Annotated in this window: 14 protein-coding genes, 1 tRNA gene and 1 pseudogene; 11 read left to right on the top strand and 5 right to left on the bottom strand. The window is 63.7% G+C overall.

Going from position 1 to position 24,715, the window contains the following annotated elements; genetic code table 11:
- Positions 1-9: 9 nt before the first annotated feature.
- Both FHW83_RS08210 and mutM read right to left on the bottom strand, forming a co-directional pair.
- Complete coding sequence (locus FHW83_RS08210; RefSeq protein WP_176645872.1) at positions 10-1,938, bottom strand: dynamin family protein; 1,929 nt, start codon at positions 1,936-1,938, stop codon at positions 10-12.
- Between the two features lie 12 nt (positions 1,939-1,950).
- Positions 1,951-2,784: a bifunctional DNA-formamidopyrimidine glycosylase/DNA-(apurinic or apyrimidinic site) lyase gene (gene mutM / locus FHW83_RS08205; RefSeq protein ID WP_176645871.1), complete on the bottom strand. Its 834-nt coding sequence runs from the start codon at positions 2,782-2,784 to the stop codon at positions 1,951-1,953.
- Between the two features lie 141 nt (positions 2,785-2,925).
- On the opposite strand from mutM, the gene FHW83_RS08200 reads away from it, so the two are divergent.
- From FHW83_RS08200 to FHW83_RS08165, 8 genes are all read left to right on the top strand, one after another.
- Positions 2,926-4,677, top strand: coding sequence for a tetratricopeptide repeat protein (locus FHW83_RS08200; protein ID WP_176646081.1), 1,752 nt, complete (start codon positions 2,926-2,928; stop codon positions 4,675-4,677).
- On the top strand, positions 4,678-5,277 hold the full coding sequence (locus tag FHW83_RS08195) for an outer membrane lipoprotein LolB (RefSeq protein WP_176645870.1): 600 nt from the start codon (positions 4,678-4,680) through the stop codon (positions 5,275-5,277).
- A gap of 9 nt (positions 5,278-5,286) precedes the next feature.
- A complete protein-coding gene (gene ispE / locus FHW83_RS08190) occupies positions 5,287-6,177 on the top strand; it encodes a 4-(cytidine 5'-diphospho)-2-C-methyl-D-erythritol kinase (protein ID WP_218106211.1) in 891 nt (296 codons plus the stop codon).
- A gap of 76 nt (positions 6,178-6,253) precedes the next feature.
- Positions 6,254-6,330 (top strand) — tRNA-Gln (locus FHW83_RS08185).
- Positions 6,331-6,481: 151 nt separating this feature from the next.
- A complete protein-coding gene (locus FHW83_RS08180) occupies positions 6,482-7,432 on the top strand; it encodes a ribose-phosphate pyrophosphokinase (RefSeq protein WP_176645869.1) in 951 nt (316 codons plus the stop codon).
- A gap of 133 nt (positions 7,433-7,565) precedes the next feature.
- A complete protein-coding gene (locus tag FHW83_RS08175) occupies positions 7,566-8,168 on the top strand; it encodes a 50S ribosomal protein L25/general stress protein Ctc (RefSeq protein WP_176645868.1) in 603 nt (200 codons plus the stop codon).
- Between the two features lie 108 nt (positions 8,169-8,276).
- The gene (gene pth / locus FHW83_RS08170) at positions 8,277-8,858 is read left to right on the top strand and encodes an aminoacyl-tRNA hydrolase (RefSeq protein ID WP_176645867.1); all 582 of its coding nucleotides are present in this window, start codon (positions 8,277-8,279) and stop codon (positions 8,856-8,858) included.
- Between the two features lie 9 nt (positions 8,859-8,867).
- Complete coding sequence (locus FHW83_RS08165; protein WP_176645866.1) at positions 8,868-10,115, top strand: amidohydrolase; 1,248 nt, start codon at positions 8,868-8,870, stop codon at positions 10,113-10,115.
- Between the two features lie 78 nt (positions 10,116-10,193).
- Here the strand turns inward: FHW83_RS08165 and FHW83_RS08160 are convergent, their stop codons facing one another.
- Both FHW83_RS08160 and FHW83_RS08155 read right to left on the bottom strand, forming a co-directional pair.
- A complete protein-coding gene (locus tag FHW83_RS08160) occupies positions 10,194-12,014 on the bottom strand; it encodes a DUF885 family protein (RefSeq protein WP_176645865.1) in 1,821 nt (606 codons plus the stop codon).
- A gap of 49 nt (positions 12,015-12,063) precedes the next feature.
- The gene (locus FHW83_RS08155) at positions 12,064-12,501 is read right to left on the bottom strand and encodes a thioesterase family protein (RefSeq protein ID WP_229224082.1); all 438 of its coding nucleotides are present in this window, start codon (positions 12,499-12,501) and stop codon (positions 12,064-12,066) included.
- Positions 12,502-12,597: 96 nt separating this feature from the next.
- On the opposite strand from FHW83_RS08155, the gene ychF reads away from it, so the two are divergent.
- From ychF to FHW83_RS08145, 3 genes and pseudogenes are all read left to right on the top strand, one after another.
- Entirely contained in the window at positions 12,598-13,689 is a 1,092-nt protein-coding gene (gene ychF, locus FHW83_RS08150; RefSeq protein ID WP_176645864.1) for a redox-regulated ATPase YchF, read from the top strand.
- A 234-nt stretch (positions 13,690-13,923) separates the two neighbouring features.
- Positions 13,924-14,985 (top strand): annotated as a pseudogene (locus tag FHW83_RS31300) (calcium-binding protein); the annotation flags it as partial.
- A 408-nt stretch (positions 14,986-15,393) separates the two neighbouring features.
- On the top strand, positions 15,394-23,475 hold the full coding sequence (locus FHW83_RS08145) for a calcium-binding protein (RefSeq protein WP_229224110.1): 8,082 nt from the start codon (positions 15,394-15,396) through the stop codon (positions 23,473-23,475).
- Here the strand turns inward: FHW83_RS08145 and FHW83_RS08140 are convergent.
- Complete coding sequence (locus FHW83_RS08140) at positions 23,472-24,692, bottom strand: glycosyltransferase (RefSeq protein ID WP_176645862.1); 1,221 nt, start codon at positions 24,690-24,692, stop codon at positions 23,472-23,474. The genes FHW83_RS08145 and FHW83_RS08140 overlap by 4 nt on opposite strands.
- Positions 24,693-24,715: the final 23 nt, after the last annotated feature.

Genomic DNA, 24,715 nt, shown 5'->3' with positions numbered 1-24,715 from the left:
TTCCTGTACTTAAGCGGCGGCGTCCAGCGCCACGAATTCCGCGTTGATGGCGATGCTGATCGCGCCGGCCAATTCATTCAGGCGCGCCTTCTGCGCTTCCAGTTCCTGCTGGCCGCGCTCAAACGCGTCGATCTTCTGTTCCAGGCTGTCGGTCGCGTCGTGGATGCGCTGGATCGACGCCAGCCGGTGCTTCAACTGATCCTTGTGCTGGCGGATCTGCGCCTCCAGCGGCGCCATGATCACCTTCAGCCACGCCTCCGCGTCGTTGTTGGCGGCCTTGAAGCAGCCGCGCACGCGCGAGGCGATGGTGTCGAAGAAGCGCTCCATCAAGGTCACGCGGCTGGTGGTCAGCAGCGTGGCGGTGCCGAAGGTCTTGGCGTAGATCGCCTCGATGCTGGCCAGCTCCTCGCGGTAAGGCGCCAGCGAAAACGGCATCGGCAGCGCCAGCGTCAAGCCGTGCTCGCTGGAGAAGCGGCGGTACATCACGCCCATCATCTCGGTGATCTCGACGGTCTTGCGCTCGGCCGCGTCGAGATTGGCGCGGGTGCGCTCGAAGTAGCCGCGCACCGCCTCGCGCACGCCGGTGAAGAAGCGGCTGCGCTGCATCTCTTCGCGCACCAGCTCGATGTCGTCGCGCACGATATCCATGCCCATGCAGGTGTACAGCTCGGTCGACAGGCGCGTGAACACCGCGCGCGTCGCCTGCAGCTTGAACAGGCTGGCGTCGAACTCCTTCTTCTCGACGTCGATGCGGCGCATCATGTGCGCCACCACGCTGTGGTTCTTGCCGCGCAGGCTTTTCAGCTCGTGCAACTGCTCGACGATGCCGCGGATGCGCCCGTTGAGCATGCCCAGCTGCGCCGTGTTCAGCGCCCGCAGTTCGTCGCTCAGCTGCCTGCGCACGATCTCCTTCTTGGCCGGGATCAGCTCGTTGAACAGCGCGCCCTCCAGCGCGTGCAGACGGCTGCGCGCCTGCAGCGCCACATCCTGCGTGATCTTGCCCACCAGCGCCTTCTGCGCCGACACCGGAAACACCTGGCCCGGCTCCAGCGACAGCACGTGCGCCACATTGGCCTGCTGGCGTTCGATCTCGGCGTTGACGTCCTCCTCGCTGCGCAGCTCGTCCCACATGCTGTCGATCTTGTTCAGCACCACCAGCCGTCCCGCGCCGGCGCCGATGTGGTTGCGCCAGACCTCGATATCGCTCTTGGTCACGCCGGTGTCGGCGGCCAGGATGAACAGCACCGCGTGCGCGTTCGGGATCAGGTTGAGCGTCAGCTCGGGCTCGGTGCCGATGGCGTTCAGGCCCGGGGTGTCGAGGATCACCAGCCCCTGCTTGAGCAGCGGATGCGGGAAGTTGATGATCGCATGACGCCAATGGGAAATCTCCACCATGCCGTTCTCGTCCAGCGTGACCGGCATGTCGGGGGCGTCCTCGTCGTACAGGCCGTAGCGCTTGGCTTCCTCAACCGTCACCAGGCGCGTCTTGCTGACCTGCTTGAAGGCCTCGTGCATGTCGGCGCCGGCCTCGAGGTTGAGCGGCAGCACGGTCCAGGCGGCCGGCTGCTCGCGGTAATCGCCGGTGGACAGGTTGTCGGCGCGGGTCTCGATCGGCAGCAGGCGGATCGACGGCGCCATGCTGCCATCCCACAGCAGTTCGGTCGGGCACATGGTGGTGCGGCCGGCCGCCGACGGCAGGATGCGCTGGCCGTAGTCGGCGAAGAAAATCGCGTTGATCAGCTCCGACTTGCCGCGCGAGAACTCGGCCACGAAGGCCACCGACAGCTTGTCGTCCTCCAGGCGCGCCAGGTTGCGCACGATGCGCTGCTCGGTGGCGGCATCGGTCAGGGACGCGCCGGCCACCCAGGCCTGATAGTTTTTCAGCGCGCTGACCACGCCCTGCCGCCACGCGCTGTACTGTTCAAAGTCCCTGACCATCTCTCCACCCTGTTATTTTTGGCAATTCACGCAATAAAAGGTCGATCGCTGCCCCTGCTTGATCTGGCGTATCGGCGCCGCGCACACGCGGCAGGGCACGCCAGTCCGATCATAGACGAAATACGTCTGCTGGAAGTACCCGGACTGCCCGTTGACGGCGATAAAGTCGCGCAGCGTGCTGCCGCCTTGCACGATCGCCTCGGCCAGCACCTCGCGCACGGCCTGGGCCAGCTTCTCGTAGCGCGCCAGGCTGATGCGCCGCGCCGGCAGCTTGGGGTTGATGCCGGCCCGGAACAGGCTCTCGGAGGCGTAGATATTGCCCACGCCGACCACGATGTCGCCGGCCAGCAGCACCTGCTTGACCGGCGCGCTGCGCTGCCGGGTTTGATCGTACAGCAATTTGCCGCTGAAGCCCGCTTCCAGCGGTTCCACGCCCAGCTCGCGCAGCAGCACATGGTGTTCCAGCGCGCCATCGGCGGCGTCATGCCACAGCACGGCGCCGAAGCGGCGCGGATCCTTCATGCGCAGCACTTGCCGGCCGCCCGGGCCCTCCACCTCGAGGTCGAAGTGGTCGTGCTTTTCCGGCGCGATGCCGGGCGCCAGCACCCGCAAATGGCCCGACATGCCGAGGTGGATGATCAGCGTGCCATGGTCGAAATGTATCAGCAAGTACTTGCCGCGGCGGCCGGTGCCCAGCACCTTGCGGCCGGCCAGCAAGCGCGGCAGCTCGGGCGGGAAGGGCCAGCGCAGGCCCTCGCGGCGCAGCACCACCGCGCGCACGACGCGGCCTTCGATATGGGGCGCGACACCGCGCCGGGTCACTTCAACTTCTGGTAATTCTGGCATCGATGTGGCTCTAACGGAATATTTGGTTACACTAGTCAAACTCCGCGCGCGACGCGAACGGCGTAAAATCTGACTGACTATGCTGACTTGCCAGGATTTCTCTTGAAAAACGCTTTCGCCATTGTAACTCTCTCCGCCTTGATGTCCGCGTGCGCCGTGGCGCCGCGTACGCCGGCCGAGCCTGCAGCGACGCCGCAGCCGCCCGCGGCGGCGCCGGCTGAAACCGACGCGGCTGAACCGGCCGCGGCCGACGCGCCGGCGCCCGAGGCGTTGCCGAACAACGAGCTGACCGGCGACCTGCTGTACCGCATCACCAAGGCCGAGCTGGAGTTCAAGCAGGGCAATTGGCAAGGCCCCTACATCACCATGATGGCGCTGGCGCAGCAAACCCGCGATCCGCGCCTGGCGCGCCGCGCCGCCGAAATGGCGCTGACCGCCAAGCAGGCCGGCGAGGCGCTGTCCGCCATCCGCCTGTGGCGCCAGCTGGCGCCGGATTCGGACGAGGCGACCCAATATTTCCTCGGCTTCGCCGTGGTGGCCGATAACCTCGACGAGGCCGAAGCGGTGTTCGAGCAGCGCCTGAAAAACGCCAAGCCGGAGGCGCGCCCGCTGGCCATGTTCCAGATGCAGCAATACCTGCTGCGCGCCAAGGACAAGGAGGCCGCCTTCAAGCTGCAGGAGCGCGTGCTGATGCCGTACGACGGCACGCTGGAGGCCCACCTGATCCTGGCCCAGGGCGCGTTCGCGCTCAACGATGTCGCGCGCGCGCGCCAGGAGGCCGGCAAGGCGATGGCGATCAAGCCCGATTCCGAACTGGCCATCCTGACCAGCGCGCAGGTGGCGGGCGATATCGATTCCGCGATGAAGCAGCTGACCGGTTTCCTGGAAAAATATCCGAACGCGCGCGAAGTGCGTGCGGCCTACGCCCGCATCCTGGTCGACAACAAGCAGTTCGACGACGCGCGCAAGCAATTCCTGACCCTGCTGAAGGACCAGCCGGACAACCTCGCCACGCTGTACGCGCTGGGCGTGCTGGCGACGCAGACCAATGATCTGCCGGAAGCGGAAAAATATTTCAGCCGCTTCGTCGCCGCGCTGGAGCAGCATCCCAGCGACGAGCGCGATCCCTCCAAGGCGCTGATGATCCTGGCGCAGATCGCCGAGCAGCGCGGCGACATCGACGCCGCCTACAACTGGCTGGAAAAGGTCGAGGGCAACGATGAGAAAGTCTATCTCGCCGCGCGCATGAAGATGGCGGTGCTGCTGGCCCGCAAAGGGCAGGTCGACCAGGCGCGCCAGCAACTGGCCGAGCTCAGGCCGGCCGACCCCGCCGAGCAGGCGCAGGTGTTCCAGACCGACGCCCAATTGCTGCGCGACGCCGGCGATCACCGCGCCGCCTACATCGTGCTGGAAAACGCGCTCAAGCGCTATCCGGACAATCCGGACCTGCTGTACGACTTCGCGCTGGTGGCGGAGAAGCTGGGGCAGGTGGAGCTGATGGAGAAGGCCCTGCGCCAGGTGATGATCGCCGCGCCGGACAACCAGCACGCCTACAACGCGCTGGGCTACTCGCTGGCCGAGCGCAACGAGCGCCTGCCGGAAGCCCTGAGCCTGATCGACAAGGCCCTGAAGATGGCGCCGGGCGACCCCTTCATCATGGACAGCATGGGCTGGGTGCAGTTCCGCATGGGGAACCTGAACGAGGCGGAAAGCTACCTGCGCCGCGCCTACACCCTGCGCAACGATCCCGAGATCGCCGTGCACCTGGGCGAGGTGCTGTTCGCCAAGGGCGACGTCGAGGGCGCGCAGAAGATGTGGAAGGAGGCGCACGCCAAGGATCCGAAAAACGATGCGCTGAAAAGCACGCTGGCGCGTCTCAACCAAAGCCTGTAAATGAAACGACCGCTCCTGACCGCCCTCATCATCGCCGCGCTGGCCGGCTGCGTCACCACCCCATCCGTTCCGCGCTCGACCGCCGCCGTGGCGCCCTACCGCGACAACGTGGAACTGGCCGGCCGCATCGCCATCAACTACAGCCGCGACGGCAAGAAGGAATCGCTGAACGGCAAATTCACCTGGCAGCAGAGCAAGGCCAACACCGACGTCAGCCTGATCTCGCCCACCGGCCAGACCGTGGCCGTGATCAACGTCACGCCCACCTCGGCCACCCTGAAGGAAAGCGGCAAGCCGCCGCGCAGCGCGCCCGACCTGGACGCGCTGACCCGGCAGACGCTGGGCTGGACGCTGCCGGTGTCCGGCCTGCGCGACTGGCTGCAGGGCTATGCCGTGGCCAGCGACGGCCAGCGCTTCGTCGCCACGCCGGCCAACGACAGCGTCATCACGCGCGATGGCTGGAAGCTGGAATATGTGAGCTGGCAAGATGAAAACGCCGCCGTGCCGGCGCCCAAACGCATCGACGCCACCCGCATCGCGCTGGGACAGGCGGTGGACGACATGGCGATCCGCATCGTCATCGATCCGGCCGCGCAGTAAAATGCCGGCATGACGCATTCAATCACTACGCTCAAAAACTGCCCGGCTCCGGCCAAGCTCAACCTGTTCCTGCACGTGAACGGCCGCCGCCCGGACGGCTATCACCTGCTGCAAACCGTGTTCCAACTGATCGACCACGGCGACACGCTGCACTTCACCCTGCGCGACGACACCGCCCTGCGCCGCGTGACCGACCTGCCCGGCGTGCCCGAGGAGAGCGATCTCATCATCCGCGCCGCCAGGCTGCTGCAGGCCGAGGTGCTGCGCCGCAGCGGGGCCTTGCCGCGCGGCGTCGATATCGCGATCGAGAAAGTGCTGCCCATGGGCGGCGGCGTCGGCGGCGGCTCGTCCGACGCGGCCACCACCCTGATGGCGCTGAACAAGCTGTGGAACGCCGGCCTGGGCAAGCAGGAGCTGATGGACCTGGGCCTGCCGCTGGGCGCCGACATCCCGTTCTTCATCTTTGGCGAGACCGCGTTCGCGGAGGGCGTGGGCGAGGCGCTGCAACCGGTGCGCGCGCCCGATTGTTGGTATGTCGTCATCGAACCCGGTGTCATGGTGCCAACGGCCGCGATTTTTGGCTCGGAACATTTGACAAGGGACACACCGCCCGTTAATATAGCGGACTTTTCCAGCCACTCCAGTGCAACGGGGTTTGGAAAGAACGACTTGCAACAGGTAGCAACGAAGTTATTCCCGCCGGTGGCAGAAGCGGTAGAATGGCTCGGTGCTTACGGGGACGCCAGGATGACCGGCTCCGGTGCATGTGTGTTCAGCGCGGTAGCAACCGAGGCGGACGCCGACGCGGTACTTGCAAAAGTGCCGGCGAAGTGGAAAGCCTGGAAAGCCAAGTCGCTGCACCGGCATCCGCTTATGGAGAAAATAAGCGCAAAGTTGTGAGACGGCAAAAAAGTTTTTGCGAAGCGTGAAAAAGGCTGTATAATATCGGCCTGTAACGACGAGCAGTCAGTTGCGTAGGGGAATCGCCAAGCTGGTTAAGGCACCGGATTTTGATTCCGGCATACCAAGGTTCGAATCCTTGTTCCCCTGCCATTCGTTTGTATCTGGAACCGTCGAGGCACTAGTCTCCGGCCAGGTAGGGCAAAAAGTGAGGCGCATGATGCGCCTCATTCTACTTAGTTTCAGCGCCGCGCCGCATGCGCTGGCTCTTCAAAGAATCTTCTACAACTTCTCTGGAATCCCAATGGCTTACGAAAACCTGATGGTTTTTACCGGCAACGCTAATCCCGCGTTGGCAGAGGGAGTCGCAAAAAATCTCGGCATCCCCCTCGGCAAAGCGAACGTTTCGAAATTCTCGGACGGCGAAGTCATGGTTGAAATCAACGAGAACGTCCGCGGCAAGGACGTCTTCGTGCTGCAATCGACCTGCGCGCCAACCAACGACAACCTGATGGAACTGATCCTGATGGTTGACGCCCTGAAACGCGCATCGGCCGGCCGTATCACCGCTGCGATTCCTTACTTTGGCTACGCCCGTCAAGACCGCCGCCCGCGTTCGGCGCGCGTCGCGATCTCGGCCAAAGTCGTCGCCAACATGCTGGAAGAAGCCGGCGTCGAGCGCGTCCTGATCATGGATCTGCACGCGGACCAGATCCAGGGCTTCTTCGATATCCCGGTTGACAATATTTACGCTTCGCCTATCCTGCTGGGCGACCTGCAGAAGAAGCACAACGAAGACCTGCTGGTGGTCTCGCCGGACGTCGGCGGCGTGGTGCGCGCGCGCGCGCTGGCGAAACGCCTGGGCTGCGACCTGGCCATCATCGACAAGCGCCGTCCGAAAGCCAACGTGTCCGAAGTGATGAACATCATCGGCGACGTCGAAGGCCGCAACTGCGTGATCATGGACGACATGGTCGACACCGCGGGCACCCTGGTCAAGGCCGCCGAAGTGCTGAAAGAGCGCGGCGCCAAGAAAGTGGTAGCATATTGCACCCACGCGGTGCTGTCCGGTCCGGCGATCGACCGCATCAACAGCTCCTCGCTGGACGAGCTGGTGGTGACCGACACCATTCCGCTGTCGGAAGCGGCCAAGAGCTGCGCCAAGATCCGTCAACTGACCTGCGCGCCGCTGCTGGCGGAGACCTTCAAACGCATCATCAAGGGCGATTCCGTGATCTCCCTGTTCGTCGACTAAGCGCCGGCGACAACCCAGTTTTTCAGCGGCGCGCCCGGTATTTTGCCGGGCGCGCCGTTTTTCCCGAAGCGCGCCTGGTCGCGGGGCGCTTCATAACACGGGGCGCAAGTCCTGTTATTTATTGGAGTATCACATGAAAGTAGTAGCATTCAAACGCGAACTGCAGGGTTCCGGAGCGAGCCGCCGCCTGCGTAACTCGGGCCAAACCCCTGGCATCATCTACGGCGGCACCGAAGCCCCGGTGGCGATCGCCCTGGACCACAACGCCCTGTTCCACGCTCTGAAAAAAGAAGCGTTCCACTCGTCGATCCTGGACCTGGAAATTGACGGCAAAGCAGAAAAAGTGCTGCTGCGCGACTTCCAGATGCACGCATACAAACAACTGGTACTGCACGCTGACTTCCAGCGCGTTGACGCCAACAAGAAGATCCACGTGAAAGTGGCGCTGCACTTCGTGAACGCCGAAATCTCGCCAGCGGTGAAACTGCACGGCGCGACCATCAGCCACGTCGCCAACGAACTGGACATCGAGTGCCTGCCGGCCGACCTGCCAGAATTCATCACCGTTGACCTGACCAACGTGGACGTAGGCCACTCGGTTCACGTTGCTGACCTGACCCTGCCAAAAGGCGTGACCGCTGTTACCCACGGTAACAACCTGACCATCGCCACCGCCTCGGTGCCGGCTGGCCACGTTGCCGCTGAAGCCGCTGCCGCCGAAGAAGCCAAGAAGTAATTCTACATTTGGCTGAAAAAACCCTGTAGCCTGAACGCGCTCAAGATCGCGTTCAGCGCGACAGGGTTTTTTTTCGTCATAATCGTATTTATTTGCTTAAAGATTCACATGCCCATCCGTCTTATCGTTGGCCTTGGCAACCCCGGCCCTGAATACGAACAAACCCGCCACAACGCCGGCTTCTGGCTGGTGGACAACCTCGCCAACGACAGCGGCGCGCGCCTGCAGCGCGAAACCAAGTACAACGCCATGTTTGCCAAGGCCTCCATCGCCGGCCAGGAAGTGTATCTGCTGGAGCCGCTGACCTATATGAATCGTTCCGGCCAGTCGGTCGGCGCGCTGTGCCGCTTCTTCAAGATCAACGCCGACGAAGTGCTGGTGGTGCACGACGAGCTGGACCTGATGCCCGGCATCGCCCGCCTGAAAAAAGGCGGCTCGGCCGGCGGCCACAACGGCCTGAAGGACATCACCGCCGCGCTCGGCACGCAGGATTATTGGCGGCTGCGCCTCGGCATCGGCCATCCGCGCTCGCTCAACCTGGCGCAGCAGGTGGCCGACTTCGTGCTGCACCGTCCGCGCCGGGAGGATCAGGACCTGATCGAACGCGCCATCGAGAAATCGCTGCTGGTGATGCCGCAAATCGTCAAAGGCGAATTCCCCGCCGCCACCATGAAGCTGCACACAGACTGAAAGGATGCCATGAAACTCCTACCGATCATCGCCTTGCTGGCCGCCGGCGCCGCCCACGCGCAGGACGCCGGCGCCATCATCAACGGCATCTACCCGCAGCTGGACGCGATCTACAAGGATCTGCACGCGCATCCCGAGATCGCCTTCCAGGAGGAGCGCACCGCCGCCAGGCTGGCCGCCGAGATGCGCAAGATCGGTTTCGAGGTCACGGAAAAAGTCGGCAAGACCGGGGTGGTGGCCATCTACAAAAACGGCCCCGGCCCGCTGGTGCTGGTGCGCACCGAAATGGACGGCCTGCCGATGGAGGAAAAATCCGGGCTGCCCTACGCCAGCAAGAACGGCGCGGCGCACAGCTGCGGCCACGACGTCCACATGACCGCGTGGCTGGGCGCGGCGCGCGCGCTGGTGTCGCTGAAAGCGCAATGGAAAGGCACGCTGATGTTCATCGGGCAGCCGGCCGAGGAAACCGTCTCCGGCGCCAAGGCCATGCTGGAGGACGGCCTGTTCAAGCGCTTCGGCAAACCGGACTACGCGTTCGCGCTGCACTCGTGGCCGCTGGCGTATGGCACCATCGGCTACAACAGCGGCGCCGTGTCGTCGAACTCCGACGCGATCGAGATTACCTTCAAGGGCCGTGGCGGGCACGGCTCGGCGCCGGACAAGGCGCTCGACCCGATCACGATCGCCGCGCGCTTCGTGGTGGATGTGCAGACCGTCATCAGCCGTGAAAAGGATCCGAAGGAATTCGGCGTCGTGACCATAGGCGCCATCAACGGCGGCACGGTCGGCAACATCATCCCCGACACGGTGAAAGTGCGCGGCACCATCCGCACCTACAGCCCGGCGGTGCGCGAGAAAATCCTGGCCGGCGTGCGCCGCGTGGCCAACGCCTCGTCGGCCATGGCCGACGCGCCGGCGCCGGACGTGCAACTGATACCGGGCGGCCTCGCCATCGACAACAACGACGCGCTGGTGACGCGCACCGAGGGCGTGTTGAAGCAAGCCTTCGGCGACGCCAACGTCTCGCGCATGCCGGCCATGACGGCCAGCGAGGACTTCTCGCAATACGTGAACCAGGGCGTGCCGGGCATGTTCTTCTTCACCGGGGTGTACGACCCGAAAGTGGTGGCGGAAGCGGACAAGGGCGGCAAGCCGGTCGCCTTCAACCACTCGCCGTACTACGCCCCGGTGCCGGAACCGTCGATCAAGACCGCTGCTCAGGCGATGACGCTGGCGGTCATGAACGTCATGAAATAAATCCGGGGTCAGGTCCTCCATTTCTACACGAGCTCATGCTCAAATGGAGGACCTGACCCCGGATTCGGGGCGCGCGGTTTATCTGGCTGAGGCGATCCAGCGGTCGACGCGCTGTTCCAGGATCGGCAGCGGCAGCGTGCCGTCGCCGATCACCACTTCGTGGAATTTCTGGTAGCTGAACTTGTCGCCCAGCGCCTGCTGCGCGCGGGCGCGCAGCTCCAGGATCTTCAACGAGCCGATCTTGTAGCTCAGCGCCTGCGCCGGCAGCACCATGTAGCGCTCGATCTGGTTGCGGGCGCGCGGCTCGGTCCAGCCCAGCACGTCCATCAGATAGCTGATCGCCTGCTCGCGCGTCCAGCCCTTGGCGTGCATGCCGGTGTCCACCACCAGCCGCGCGGCGCGCAGCATCTCGGCGTTCAGATGACCGTAGTAGGCCACCGGATCTTCATACAAACCCATCTCCTTGCCCAGCGTTTCCGAATACAGCGCCCAGCCTTCGGTAAAGGCCGCGCTGTTCGGATTCTCGGTGCTGAACTTGCGGAAGTCGGGCAGCTCGATTTCCTTCAGCAGCGCCGCGTGCAGGTGGTGGCCCGGCACGCCTTCGTGCAGGAACAGGCTGACCATGTCGACCCGGCTGTATTTCTTGGGATCGTTCACCACCGGCCAGAACACGCCCGGATGCGAACCGTCGGCGGCCGATGGCGTGTAGTGGTCCGACGCCGTGGCGCGCGTCAGCTCCGGCTCCAGGTGCAGTTCCAGCCTGGCTTTCGGCACCAGGCTGAAGTAGCTTGGCAGCTTGGCCTGCACCTGCGCGTAGATGGCGCGGTAGGCGTCCAGCACCTGCTCGTCGGTGGTGAAGATGTTGAATTTGGTTTGCTCGCGCATCCATTGCGGCAGCTGTTTCTCCGGGCCTTCGTAGCCCAGCTTGGGACCAAGCGCGGCCAGCTGTTGCTGGATGCGCGCGACTTCCTTCAGCCCCAGTGCGTGAATCTCGTCAGGCTGCAATGGCAGGTTGGTGCTGTCCTTGATGTGGGCCGCGTACCAGGCGGCGCCGTTCGGCAGGGCGCTCCAGCCGGTGCTGCCGCGGCCGGCCGGCAGATATTCGTTTTCCAGGAAATTCACCAGACGCGTCAGCGCCGGCGCCACTTTGCCATCCACCGTTTTCAGATAGGCGGCGGTGAGTTTCTTCTTGTCGGCATCGGAGAACGAGGCCGGAAAGCGCGTCACCGGCGAGTAGAACACACTGGCCTCCGGCGAGGCGGCGCGCAGGTTTTGCAGCTGCGGCAGCATGGCGGCGGTGATGGCTTTCGGATGCACCACGCCGCCGCGCATGCCTTCGCGCATGTTGGCGATGGCCTGGTCTATCCATGCCGGCAGCTGGTTCAGGCGGCTCAGGTAGGCCTGGTATTGCCTGACCGTTTCCAGCGGCTGCGAGCCGGTGCCGCTGGCGTAGTTGGCCAGCGTGCTCGGCACGTTGTCCATCTGGTTGATTGGCAGCAGGTGGTCGGGGAAGGACTCCATCTGCATCGCGTTGTTGAGCTCGTAGGTCAGCAGGTCGTAGGTGAGCTGGTCGGGCGCGCTGAGCTGCCCGCGGTTCACCGCCATCAACTGCTTTTGCAGCGACCGGTACAGCGTGAACTGCGCCGCCCGCACCTTGGGCGAAATCGCCAGGCCGAGCTGGTCGTCGTAACGGCTGTCGCCGTTGGCGGTGGCGAACAACAGCGGACCGAACTTGCAGCGGGCGGTGTGGAAGGCCGCCGCCAGCCTGGCCAGCTGCTTCTGCGCCTGCGCGGCCTTGGCCGACGCCGCGACCGGCGCCGCCTGCGCCGGCAAGGTGTAAGCACCAGCCAGCATCAGGCTGGCGATCAGAACGGAAGTACGCAGACGAGAAATAGGCATGAGGTTTCCCAGAGGTTCGTGATGGCCAAGGAGTCTAGCACCAAAAAAGTCAGGCGGGGATGGCCAGCCCGGCCAACACCTTGCGCACCGCCTCGGGCACCGGCACCGCGCGGTTGCTGGCGCGTTCGACGTAGACGTGGACGAAGTGGCCGGCGGCGGCGGGCAGGGGATCGTGGTTGCGGTACAGGGCGATCTCGTAGCGCACGCTGGAGTTGCCCAGCTTGGCCACGCGGATGCCGGCGTGCACCGTGTCCGGAAACGCGACCGGGCGGAAGTAGGAACAGCCGCTGTCGACCACGAAGCCCACCACCTCGCCCTGGTGGATATCCAGCACTCCCGCTTCGATCAGGAACTGGTTCACCGCCGTGTCGAAATACGAGTAATAGACAACATTGTTCACATGGCCATAAATGTCGTTGTCCATCCACCGCGTGGGGATGGTCAGGAAGTGGCGGAACTGCTCCCGGCCGGCGTCGCGCATGCTCATGCAAGCTCCTGTTTTTTGAAGTGTGAGGCCAACAAAGGTACAATGGACCCTTGAGCGCTGTAAATAGCAAGCAATTCCATACTGTAAAGGTTTTTCATGAGTCTCCAATGCGGCATCGTCGGCCTGCCCAACGTCGGCAAGTCCACCCTGTTCAACGCCCTGACCAAGGCCGGCATCCCGGCCGAGAACTATCCGTTCTGCACCATCGAGCCCAACGTCGGCGTGGTGGAGGTGCCGGATCCGCGCATGGCCAAGCTGGCCGAGATCGTCAAGCCTGAGCGCCTGGTGAACGCCATCGTTGAATTCGTCGATATCGCCGGCCTGGTGGCCGGTGCGTCGCAGGGCGAGGGTTTGGGCAACCAGTTCCTGTCGCACATCCGCGAAACCGACGCCATCGTCAACGTGGTGCGCTGCTTTGAAGACGACAACGTGATCCACGTGGCCGGCAAGGTCAGCCCGCTGGACGACATCGAGGTGATCCAGACCGAGCTGGCCCTGGCCGACCTCGGCACCGTGGAAAAAGCCATCCACCGCGAGCAGAAGAAAGCGCGCTCGGGCGACAAGGACGCGATCAAGCTGGTGGCCCTGATGGAGCGCCTGGTGCCGCACCTGAACGAAGCCAAGCCGGTGCGCTCGCTGGGCCTCGACGAGGCGGAAATGCTGCTGATCAAGCCGCTGTGCCTGATCACCGCCAAGCCGGCCATGTACGTGGCCAATGTGTCGGAGAACGGCTTCACCAACAACCCGCTGCTGGACCAGCTGACCGCCTACGCGGCCACCCAGAACGCGCCGATCGTGGCCATCTGCGCCGCCATCGAGGCCGAGATCGCCGACCTGGACGACGCCGACAAGGCCGCCTTCCTGGCCGACATGGGCATGGAGGAGCCGGGCCTGGACCGCCTGATCCGCGCCGGCTACAAGCTGCTGGGCCTGCAAACCTACTTCACCGCCGGCGTGAAGGAAGTGCGCGCCTGGACCATCAAGATCGGCGACACCGCCCCGCAGGCGGCCGGCGTGATCCACACCGATTTCGAACGCGGCTTCATCCGCGCCCAGACTATCGCCTACGATGACTACATCCAGTACAAGGGGGAGGCCGGCGCCAAGGAGGCCGGCAAGATGCGCGCCGAAGGCAAGGAATATGTGGTCAAAGACGGCGATGTGCTGAATTTCCTGTTCAACGTCTGAAAATTGTTAATAGGATTGCAATGAAAACCGCGCTTCGGCGCGGTTTTTTTTCGCGTGTAAATTTTAATTGGGGATTTGTATCGAATTGTTACCAATGGATAGTATTTCTTATTTGTTGACGTGATAGCATGTAACGTTGCCAAATAGTTAGAAAGCATCCCTGTGAGTAAACCTCCGATCGATCAAAATTTTGTTTCCCCGCACGCCCAACTGAACGTGGCACCGCTGGCCTCGATGGGGGGGATCAACGGTACTGACGGTAACGATAGCCTCATCAGCCCTTATGGGAACGATACAATTTTTGGCGGTGCAGGCGATGATACTTTGGTAGGCGGTGCTGCCAGCGGAGCGTTGTATGGAGGCAGCGGTGATGACTCGCTGGTGCTCAACGGATATGGTGGCTTGGCAGATGGCGGGGAGGGGAACGACGTTCTTGCGCTGCTCTCTCCCATTTCCCAGCAGGCAGTGGAAACGGCGCTGGGCGGCGATGGTAATGATCGCATCTATGTTGGCGTCGGTTGGTCGGGGAGCTGGTTGGGCGCGGTGGTGGACGGTGGCGCAGATGATGACCTGATTGAGATCGACGATGCACCTGGTGCAGCCAATTTGGCGCTGACCGGAGGAGGCGGCAGCGATGTATTTGCCATCTCGGTTTATGACGCTGACTATGCCGGCCCGGTGACAATACAGGACTTTACCGCCGGCGTTGGCGGGGACCGCCTGGACGTGTCCGACCTGTTGACGGGGCAGGGGGCACAGGGATATGTAGGCGGCAATCCGTTTGCCGCTGAAGTTGGACGCCTGAGCTTGGTGCAGAGCGGCGCCGACACCTTGCTGCGATGGGATCGCGATGGGGTTGATGGAGCGAAAACATTCCAGACAATTTTCGTCTTGAAGGGGGTCTCGGCTAGTGCCTTGACTGCCGATAACTTTGCGGGGGCTATTGCGCCGGATGGCAGCATCTTGCAGGCGCAACTGCTCAATGCCGACAGCGGCAGTCACGTTCAGGTGGGCGGCCTGCTGAACGATACGATCATCGGTGGCAACAGCGCCGCCATCTTGTATGGACGTGATGGCGACGATAGCATCACCGGCGGCAACCAGGACGATGCGCGCGTCGGCGATCAGATCGATGGTGGCAGCGGTAATGACACGCTGATTGGCGGCGATGGCCGTGACGTCCTGATTGGCGGTGACGGCAACGATCAATTGGACGGCGGCAGCGGGGCGGACTCTTTGGACGGCGGCGAAGGTAAGGACATGCTGCTGGGGGGCGCCGGGAATGATACGCTGGATGCCGGCGATGGCGATAATGTAGTCGATGCAGGCGACGGCAACGACGTAATCCGCGGCGGTGTTTACCGCAACGACACGCTGCTGGGCGGCGGTGGCGACGATTACTTCGACCTCACTGCAGGTGCGCGCGCCAACGGTAGGTATAGCGCGCACGTCGATGGTGGTGCGGGTGATGATAGGTTTGTCATTGGCATGTATGACTTCCTGGACAGCACCAGCGCGCTGGAAATCGCGGGTGGCGCTGGAGTCGATACCTACGCCAGCAGTCTGACCGGCTTCCGTGGCGCATTCACCATCACGGACTTTAGCGGCGGTGTGGGCGGCGACCGTTTTGACGTCGGCGCACTGCAAAACTATAGCGTTTTCTATGGCGCCTATAGTGGCGGCAACCCATTTACCAGCGGTTACTTGCGGCTGGTACAGCAGGGTAGCGACACCCTGCTGCAATATGATGTCGATGGCTCCGCAGGTCGCGCCTATGGTTACAGGACCTGGGCCATCCTGAAAAATACCAAGCTCAGCAGCGTGACGGCCGACAACTTTGTCGACGCGCTCTCGCCCGACGGCGCCAGCGTTCCCGGCCAAAGCTTGAGCGGCGCCACTGTCACGGGCGGCTACTATGACGACACCATCGTCGGCAGCGCGGGCACGGATTCGTTGCGAGGCGACGGTGGCAATGACTGGATCGATGGCCGCCAGGCCAAGTGGCTAGCGGCCGATGGCGGCACGGGGGATGACACCATCCTGGGCAGCGATAATAATGACCAGTTGGACGGCGGTTACGGCGATGGCAACGACTCGCTAGTGGGCGGGGCTGGCAACGACACGCTGGATGCAGGCACGGGCAACGATACCGTGTTGGGCGGCGATGGCCAGGACCTGATCCGCATTTCTGTGGGCGGCGGCAGCGGCCTGGCAGATGGCGGTGATGGCAATGATACCTTTGAGATCAGTGACTGGATCGGGAAAAATGGCCAGCTGGGAATTGTCGGTGGTGCCGGTAGCGATGTCTTCAAACCTTTGAGCACGGCGGGGACGTTTACCGTTGCCGACTTCCAGGGCGGGGCTGGCGGTGACCGCATTGATTTGTCGTCGATCCTGGCGACGAGTGCCAGCTTGGGTCAATTCAAGGGTGGTGATATGGTGGCGCAAGGGTATTTGCGCCTGGTACAGAGCGGCGCCGATACCCTGGTGCAAAAAGATCTCGACGGTGCGGCGGGCAATGCCTACGGCTGGACCACTTTTGCTGTGCTGAAGAACCTCAAGGTTGGCCAGCTCACCGGCGCCAATTTTTTTGGCGCCAGCAGCCTTCCCAGCTACGGGAACGACACGATCTACGGCAGTCCGGGCGATGACCATTTATCTGGTTTTTCCGTGGGAAGGGATTCAATTGATGGCGGTGCGGGCGACGATACGCTGTTCGGTAGCAGTGACCAGGGCAGCACGCTGGTCGGTGGCGCCGGCAATGACGAATACTGGTTGCGTGAAGACGGCACGGTGCTGGTGGAGAAGCAGGGGGAGGGCATCGATACCGTCGTGCTGAATTATGGCGCCACTACCTATTACACGCTGCCGGCAAATATCGAGAATGGCCGCATGTACTCGTCTGGCCAATTGACGGGCAGCGCGGGTAACAACCTGTTGCAGAATGACGGCGCCGATGCCACCCTGCTTGGAGGCGCCGGGAACGATACCCTGGTCGGCGACGGCAAAATCAATCACTTGAACGGAGGCAGCGGCGATGACGTTTATCGATTGCTGTCGGGCGTGGCCTATCTCGAAGAAGCGGCGGGGGGAGGCATTGACCTGGTGGAGACTATCGGCACCAGCGTCGGTCTTCCGGACAATTTTGAAAATTTGCGGTACCTGGGTACTGACAATTTCTATGGCCGAGGCAATGCGCTCAATAATCGCCTCGAGGGGGGCAGTGGCAACGACACATTGAATGGCGGCGCTGGCAGCGATACGCTGACAGGTGGCAGCGGCAACGATTTCTATTGGGTCGATGCGGTCGGTGATGTGGTTGTGGAACAAGCTGGGCAAGGCACGGATACGGTGAAGACATCGTTGAACAGCTATGCGCTCACGGCCAATCTGGAAAACCTGGCATACAGCGGCAAGGACCTCTTCACCGGCACCGGCAACGCGCTGGACAACGTTATCACCGGCGGCGATGGCGGTGACAAGCTGGATGGCGGCGCCGGCAATGACAGCCTGATCGGCGGCGCCGGCAACGACAGCCTTGCCGGTGGCGCCGGCGATGACACCCTCGTTGCCGGCGCCGGCAAGGACAGCATCGATGGCGGCGACGGCATCGATGTGTTGCAAGGCCTGGCGGCGTTTACCGATTACACCGTCAAGCGTCCGGACGCCACCGTCACCGTGCTGACCGACAAGGCCGGCAATGTGCTCACCGTGCGTGGCGTGGAAAAATTCGTGTTCGCCGGGGTGGAGAAAACGCTGGATGCGGTGCAGGACAACGCCGCCAGCGCCGGCAACGATAAGCTGCACGGCGGCGACGGCGCCGATACGCTCAACGGCGGGACCGGCACCGACACCCTGAGCGGCGGCAAGGGCGACGATACCTACGTGATCGACGGCGCCGATGACACGCTCATCGAGTTGAAGGACGAAGGCATGGACACGGTGCAGGTGGCATTCACTGCCGCCGCGTCCTACTGGCTGGGCGCCAATGTGGAGTACGCCCGCATCACCTCGGCCGCGGCGGTCAACCTGAACGGCAATGAACTGGATAATGTCCTCACCGGCAACGCTGCCGCCAACAAGCTGTTTGGCGGCGATGGCAATGACACGCTCGATGGCGGAGCCGGCGCCGACCAGCTGCTCGGCGGCGGCGGCAACGACCTCTACCTCATCAACGACAGCGGCGATGTGGTGGCCGAGGTCGCGTATGATGGCTGGGACACGGTGCTCACCTCGCTGTCCAGCTACACGCTCACTGACAATATCGAAGTCCTCACCTACACCGGCGCGGCGGCCTTCACCGGCACCGGCAATGGGCAAGACAACACCATCAGCGGCGGCAACGGCGGCAGCAAGCTGGACGGTGGCGCTGGCGATGACCTGCTCACCGGCGGCACCACTGCGGATAGCCTGCAAGGTGGCGCCGGTAACGATACGCTGGTGGGTGGCGGCGGCAAGGACAGCATTGATGGCGGTGCCGACAGCGATGTGCTGCGGGGACTGGGCAAGCTGGCGGACTACACGGTCAGCCGCCCGAATGGCGTCGACACCGTGTTGACCGACAAGGCTGGCATCCAGATCACGGTGCGCAATGTGGAGAAGTTCATTTTTGCCGACGCCGAGAAAACGCTGAACGAATTGCAATACAACATCGCCAGTAGCGGCAATGACAGCCTGTGGGGCGGCGCCGGCGACGACAAGCTCGATGGCCTGCAGGGCGCCGACACCATGACCGGCGGCGATGGCGCCGACACCTACGTGGTCGACAACGCGGCCGATTTCGTGGTGGAAGAGGCCTACCACACCGGCAAGGATCTGGTGCAAGTCGCGTTCACTGCCGCCGGCACTTACCAGCTCACCAATTTTGTGGAGAATGCCACGGTGACGGCAGCCAGCGCAGTGGCCGTCAACGTGGTCGGCACCTGGCAGGATAACTTCCTGGCGGGCAATGCCGCCGCCAACGCCTTGAGCGGCGGCAGGGGCAACGATACGCTGGACGGCGGCGCAGGCGCTGACACGCTGGCGGGCGGCGAGGACGACGACACCTACTACGTCGACAACAGCGGCGATAAGCTCATCGAGCTCGCGCCGGAGGGCCGCGATACGGTACGCACTGTGCTGACGTCCTATGTGCTGGGCAATAACGTCGAGAATCTCGGCTATGCCGGCACCGGCAATTTCGTCGGCGGCGGCAATGAACTGAATAATCTCGTCACCGGGGGGCTGGGTAACGACAGCCTGAGCGGCGCCGCCGGCGCGGACACGCTCAACGGCGGTGGCGGCAAGGACACGGTGGACGGCGGCGCCGACAATGACGTGCTCCAGCTCGGCGGCAAACTCGCCGACTACACGGTCAGCCGCGCCAGCGCGACCGACATCCTGTTGACCGACAAGGCCGGCAATTCGGTCAGCGCGCGCAACGTGGAGGTGTTTGCCTTTGCCGACACCAGCAAGTCGATGTACGAGTTGCTGTTCAACGTCACCAGCGCGTACAACGACACGCTGCTCGGCGGCGACGGCAACGATGCACTGAACGGCCTGGCTGGCGCGGATTCCATGGTCGGCGGCAAGGGCAATGATACCTACGTGGTCGACAATCTTGGCGACGAGGTGGTGGAGGAGAGCGGTGGCGGCATCGACACGGTGCAGGTGGCCCTGGCGGCGGCCGGCACCTTCAGCCTCATTTCCTTTGTGGAACATGCCACGGTCACGGCCGGCGCGGCGGTGGCGGTGAATATCAATGGCAACGGCTGGGACAACCACATCATTGGTAATGCGGCCGCCAATACGCTGAACGGCGGCGGCGGCGACGACACGCTGGACGGCGGCGCCGGCGTGGACAAGCTGATCGGCGGTGACGGTGACGATCTGTTCGTGGTAAGCGATGCCGGCGACGCCGTCACCGAGCTGCTGGACGAAGGCCACGACACGGTGCAGGCCATGGCCGCCAGCTACAGCCTGAGCGCCAATGTAGAAGAGCTTGAATACATCGGCAACGCTGCCTTTACCGGCGCCGGAAACGTGCTCGACAACGTCATCCGCGGCGGCAACGGAGGGGCCAAACTGGACGGCGCCGCCGGTAACGACACGCTGTACGGCGGCAATGGCAGCGACAGCCTGCTCGGCGGTACTGGCGACGACCTCTTTGCCGCCGGCAGCGGTAAGGACACCATCGATGGCGGCGCCGGCTACGACACTCTGGAAGGGCTGGGCAACCACGCCGACTACACCGTGAAGCGTCCAAATGCGGTTGACGCGGTGCTCATCGACAAGGCCGGCAATACGCTCACCCTGCGCAACGTCGAGTGGCTGGCGTTTGCCGATGGCCTGGACGTGATCGACAATGTGCTGGTCAATGTGCCCAGCATCGGTAGCGACATGCTGATTGGCACCAGTGGCAAGGACCAGCTGGATGGCTTGCAGGGGGCCGACACCATGCGTGGCCTCGAAGGTGATGATAACTACTATGTCGATAATATTGGCGACGTCGTTGAAGAAGAAGTGAACGGCGGCGACGACACGGTGCTGGTGGCGCTGGCCACCGCCGCCACCTACAAGCTGGATCAGTACGTCGAGAACGCCATCGTGGCTTCGTCCGCCGCCATCAATCTGACCGGCAACGACGACGGCAACCGCCTGCGCGGCAATGCCGCCGCCAATACGCTGACCGGCGGCGCCGGTTACGACACCCTGGACGGCGGCGCCGGCAGCGACAAGCTGCTGGGCGGCACCGGCGACGATCTCTACATCCTCAACGATGCCGACCTGGTCACCGAGTTGCTGGAGGAAGGCTACGACAGCGTGGAAACCACGCTGGCCAGCTACACGCTGACCGCCAACGTCGAAGCGCTGACCTACACCGGCAAAGGCGCTTTCACTGGCACCGGCAACGCCTTGAGCAATCTGATCAAGGGTGGCAATAACGGCAACAAGCTGGACGGCGGCGACGGCTACGACGACGTCAGGGGCGGCACTGGCAATGACAGCCTGATGGGCGGCGCCGGCAACGACGTGCTGTCCGGCCTCGGTGGCAACGACACCCTCGACGGCGGCAGCGGCCAGGACACAGCCTACATGCACTGGGTGAAACGCGACCAGGTGACGGTCACGCGTACCAGCGCCACGGAAACCGTGCTGACCGATCACGCGGGCAATGCGGTGACGCTGCGCGATGTCGAGGAAGTGCAGTTCAGCGACTGGACCGCGAAAATCGAAGATTTGCAGTTCAACCTGCCAAGCGCCGGCAATGAACACCTGTATGGCACCTCGGCCAATGAAACCATGAACGGCCTGGGCGGCGCCGATACGCTGGAAGGCGCCAGCGGCAACGACACTTATTTGCTGACCGACAAGGCCACCGTCATCATCGAGAACGAAAACGAGGGCACGGACACAGTGCGGGTGGCGCTGACCAGCGCCGGCACCTACGTGCTGACAGACAATGTCGAAGATGCTGTCGTCGCTGGCGCGGCGTCTGTAGCTGTCAACCTCACCGGCAACGGTCTGGCCAATATGCTGTTCGGGAACGCTGCCGCCAACACGTTGACTGGCGGCGACGGTAACGACACGCTGGATGGTGGCGCCGGCGCCGACAAGCTGATCGGCGGCCTGGGCGAAGATGTCTACGTCGTCAGCGATGCCGGCGATGTGGTGGTCGAGCAGGCGGGCGAGGGCTTCGACATGGTGTCGACCACGCTGTCCAGCTACACCTTGACGGCCAACGTGGAAGCCGTGTTCGCCTTTGGCGCCGGGATGTTCACCGGCACGGGCAGCACGCTGGCCAACCTGATGGTGGCCGGCAACGGCGGTTCCAAGCTCGACGGCGGCGACGGTGATGACTATCTGATCGGCGGCAAGGGCAACGACAGTTTGGTCGGCGGTCGTGGTGACGACCGCTTCGAGGCCAGCTTGGGCAAGGACACGGTGGACGGCGGCGCCGGCAACAACCTGCTGGCGCTGCTGGATGACTTCAGCAACTACACCGTCCTGCGCGTCAACTCCACCGACGTCCAGCTGACCCACTACAGCGGCGCGACCGTATTGGCGCGCAATGTGCAGTGGTTCGACTTTGCCGGCACCACGATGAAGCTGGACCAGGTGTTGCAGAACAGCGTCAGCGCCGGTGGCGACAGCATCGTCGGCACCAACGGCAACGACTGGCTCGACGGTGGGCCCGGCAGAGACACCATGGTCGGCGGCGCGGGTGACGATACCTACGTCCTCTCGGAACCGGGCGACGTGGTGGTGGAACTGCCAGGCGGCGGCACCGACAGCGTCAAACTGGACTTCAGCACGGCCGGCATGTACACCCTGGCTGCCAATGTCGAGTACGCCTTTGTAAGCACGACTTCCACGGTGGCGGTCAATGTCATCGGCAACGAACTCAACAACTACATGTCGGGTAATGACGCCGCCAACAGCCTGAGCGGTGGCATCGGCAACGACACGCTCAACGGCGGTGGCGGCAACGATACGCTGATCGGCGGCAGCGGCGACGACGAGTACTCGGTCGCCGAGAGCGGCGATGTGATCAAGGAAAGCGCCAACGAAGGCTACGACACGGTATTCGTGGCGGCGGCCTCCTACGCACTGGCGGCGAATATCGAGGACATGGTGTTCAATGGCAGCGCCGCTTTCAGCGGCACCGGCAACGACGGCAACAATCGCCTGTTTGCCGGCAGTAGCAGTGGCGCCATGCTCAACGGCGGCGCCGGCAATGACACGCTGGTCGGCGCCGGCGGCAACGACAAGCTGATCGGCGGCGCTGGCGACGAGCGGATCGAGAGCAATGGCGGCAACGACACGGTCGATGGCGGCACCGGCACCGATTCCCTGTTTGGACTCAATGCGCGCGACAGCTACACCGTCACCCGCACTGCCAACGATACCGTGCTGACCGGCAGCGACGGCCAGATCCTCACGGTGCGCGGCGTGGAGTTTTTCTATTTTGGTGCGGACAAGCAGTCGCTGGAGCAAGTGCAGGACAACATCGCCAGCCCCGGCAACGACAGCCTGCATGGCACGGCTGGCGCGGACACGCTGGATGGCGGCACCGGTGCGGATACCATAACTGGTCTGGATGGCGACGATGTCTACCAGGCCGACAACCTCGGTGACCGTTCCGTGGAAGCCGAGAACGGCGGCCATGACTTGATCAAGCTGGGCCTGGTTGCAGCAGGCACTTATGCGATGGATAGCTTTGTGGAAGACCTGGTGGTCACGTCGGCGGCCGGCATCGCCGTCAACGTGACCGGCAACAGCCAGGCCAACGGCATCACCGGCAATGCTGCTGCCAATAAATTGATCGGCGGTGCGGGCGAGGATGTGCTCGACGGTGGTGCCGGCAGCGATACGCTGACCGGCGGCACCGATGCGGACACGTTTGTAATTAGCAGTCTGGTAGGTAGCGACACCATCACCGATTTTATTTCGGGCACTGATCACATCCGGCTTGACATGGCCGCGCTGGGCGTCGGTGATGGCGGCATCGGCGCGTCTGTACACGGCACCAAAGGCGGCTTCGGTACGGACGAGGAACTGATGCTGTTCACGCAGAAGATGGTATCGGCCAGTACCGCCAACGCAGCGGCGGTGATCGGTTCCGCGACCGGCGCGTACGATGCCGGCGACACAGCTCTGTTCGTGGTGTCGACCAGCAGCGCCACCACCCTGTACCGCTTCGTCTCCAGCGGCAAGGACGCGGTGGTGACGGCCAGCGAGCTGACGGCGCTGGTCACGCTGGCCGGTACGCCGTCCACCACGCTGGGTGACTACCTGTTCGCTTAAGCCTGCACGAAACGCAGCAGCGCCGGCATGCAGTGCCGCTGCATGTCGTAGCGCTCGAGGATGGTCTGGCGCGCGGCGTCGCGCAGGTGCTGCAGGCCGGCGCGCCGTTCCAGCGCGTCGGCCACGGTGGCGGCCAGCGCCTGCGGGTCGAAGAAGTCGACCAGCAGGCCGTTGCGGCCATGCTCGATCACTTCTTCCACCGGCGCGGTTTTTGAGGCCACGATCAGGCAGCCGGTGCTCATCGCCTCCATCAGCGACCATGACAGCACGAACGGGTAGGTCAGGTAGGTGTACACCGCCGCCACCTGCATCAGCTGCGTCAGCACCGTGTGCGGCACCTTGCCGACGAAGTGGATGCGCTTCATGTCGATCTGGTCCTTCACTTCGTCGAGGAAGATCTGCTTCCAGGTCTTGCCTTGCGGCGGCGCGGCGCCGTAGCTGACGCCGTCTCCGCCGACGATCACCACGCGCGCGTTGGGGCGCCGCTTCATCAGCTCGGGCAAGGCGCGCATGAAGATGTGGTAGCCGCGATACGGCTCCAGCTGGCGCGCCACGAACACCACCACCTCGTCGCCGGGCCGCAGCGTCAGGCCGGCGGCCTGCAGCTGCACGTAGGCGCTGGGCTCGGGGCGGAAGCGCTGGGTGTCGATGCCGTCGTGGATCACGGTGATGCGGTCGCGGAACCATTCCGGATGGCGGTCGCGCTGGAATACGGTGGGCGACAGCGCGCCGTCGGCCACCGACATGGCGTGCAGCAAATGCGTATTGCGGATGCGCAGGCGCTGCAGCGCGGCCATGCTGGGTTGGGAGAATTCCGGGTCGAAGAAAGCGTCGCCGCCTTCGCCGCCGTAATAGTACTCGGCGTAGATCAGCAGTCGCGCCTTGGGGAAGATGTCGCGCACGAACAAGGCCTCGCCCCAGCCGGGATGCACAAACACCACGTCCGGCTCGAAGCCCTGTTCCTTCAGCCACTCCAGTCGCGCCGACGCGGATTCGCCGCGCAGCACCTTGCTGTACAAGTCCTTCAGCTGCGATGGCGGCCGCGGGCCATGCGCCGCGTGGTTGATGTCGTGACGGAAGTAACGCACGCCGGGCGTCGGGATAGTGGGCTGGTTCATGCCGACCCCGACCACGTCGTGGCCTTGCGCGGCCAGCGCTGGGGCCAGGTGTTTGAATTGTCCGGGGAAGTTCTGGTGGATGAACAGGTATTTGCTCAAAACGCGGTCTCGTCAATGGATTA

Source organism: Duganella sp. SG902, assembly GCF_013376005.1.
Classification (GTDB): Bacteria; Pseudomonadota; Gammaproteobacteria; order Burkholderiales; family Burkholderiaceae_D; genus Rugamonas.
Note: the sequence above shows the minus strand (reverse complement) of the source record. Positions and strands in the feature narration are given on the sequence as shown.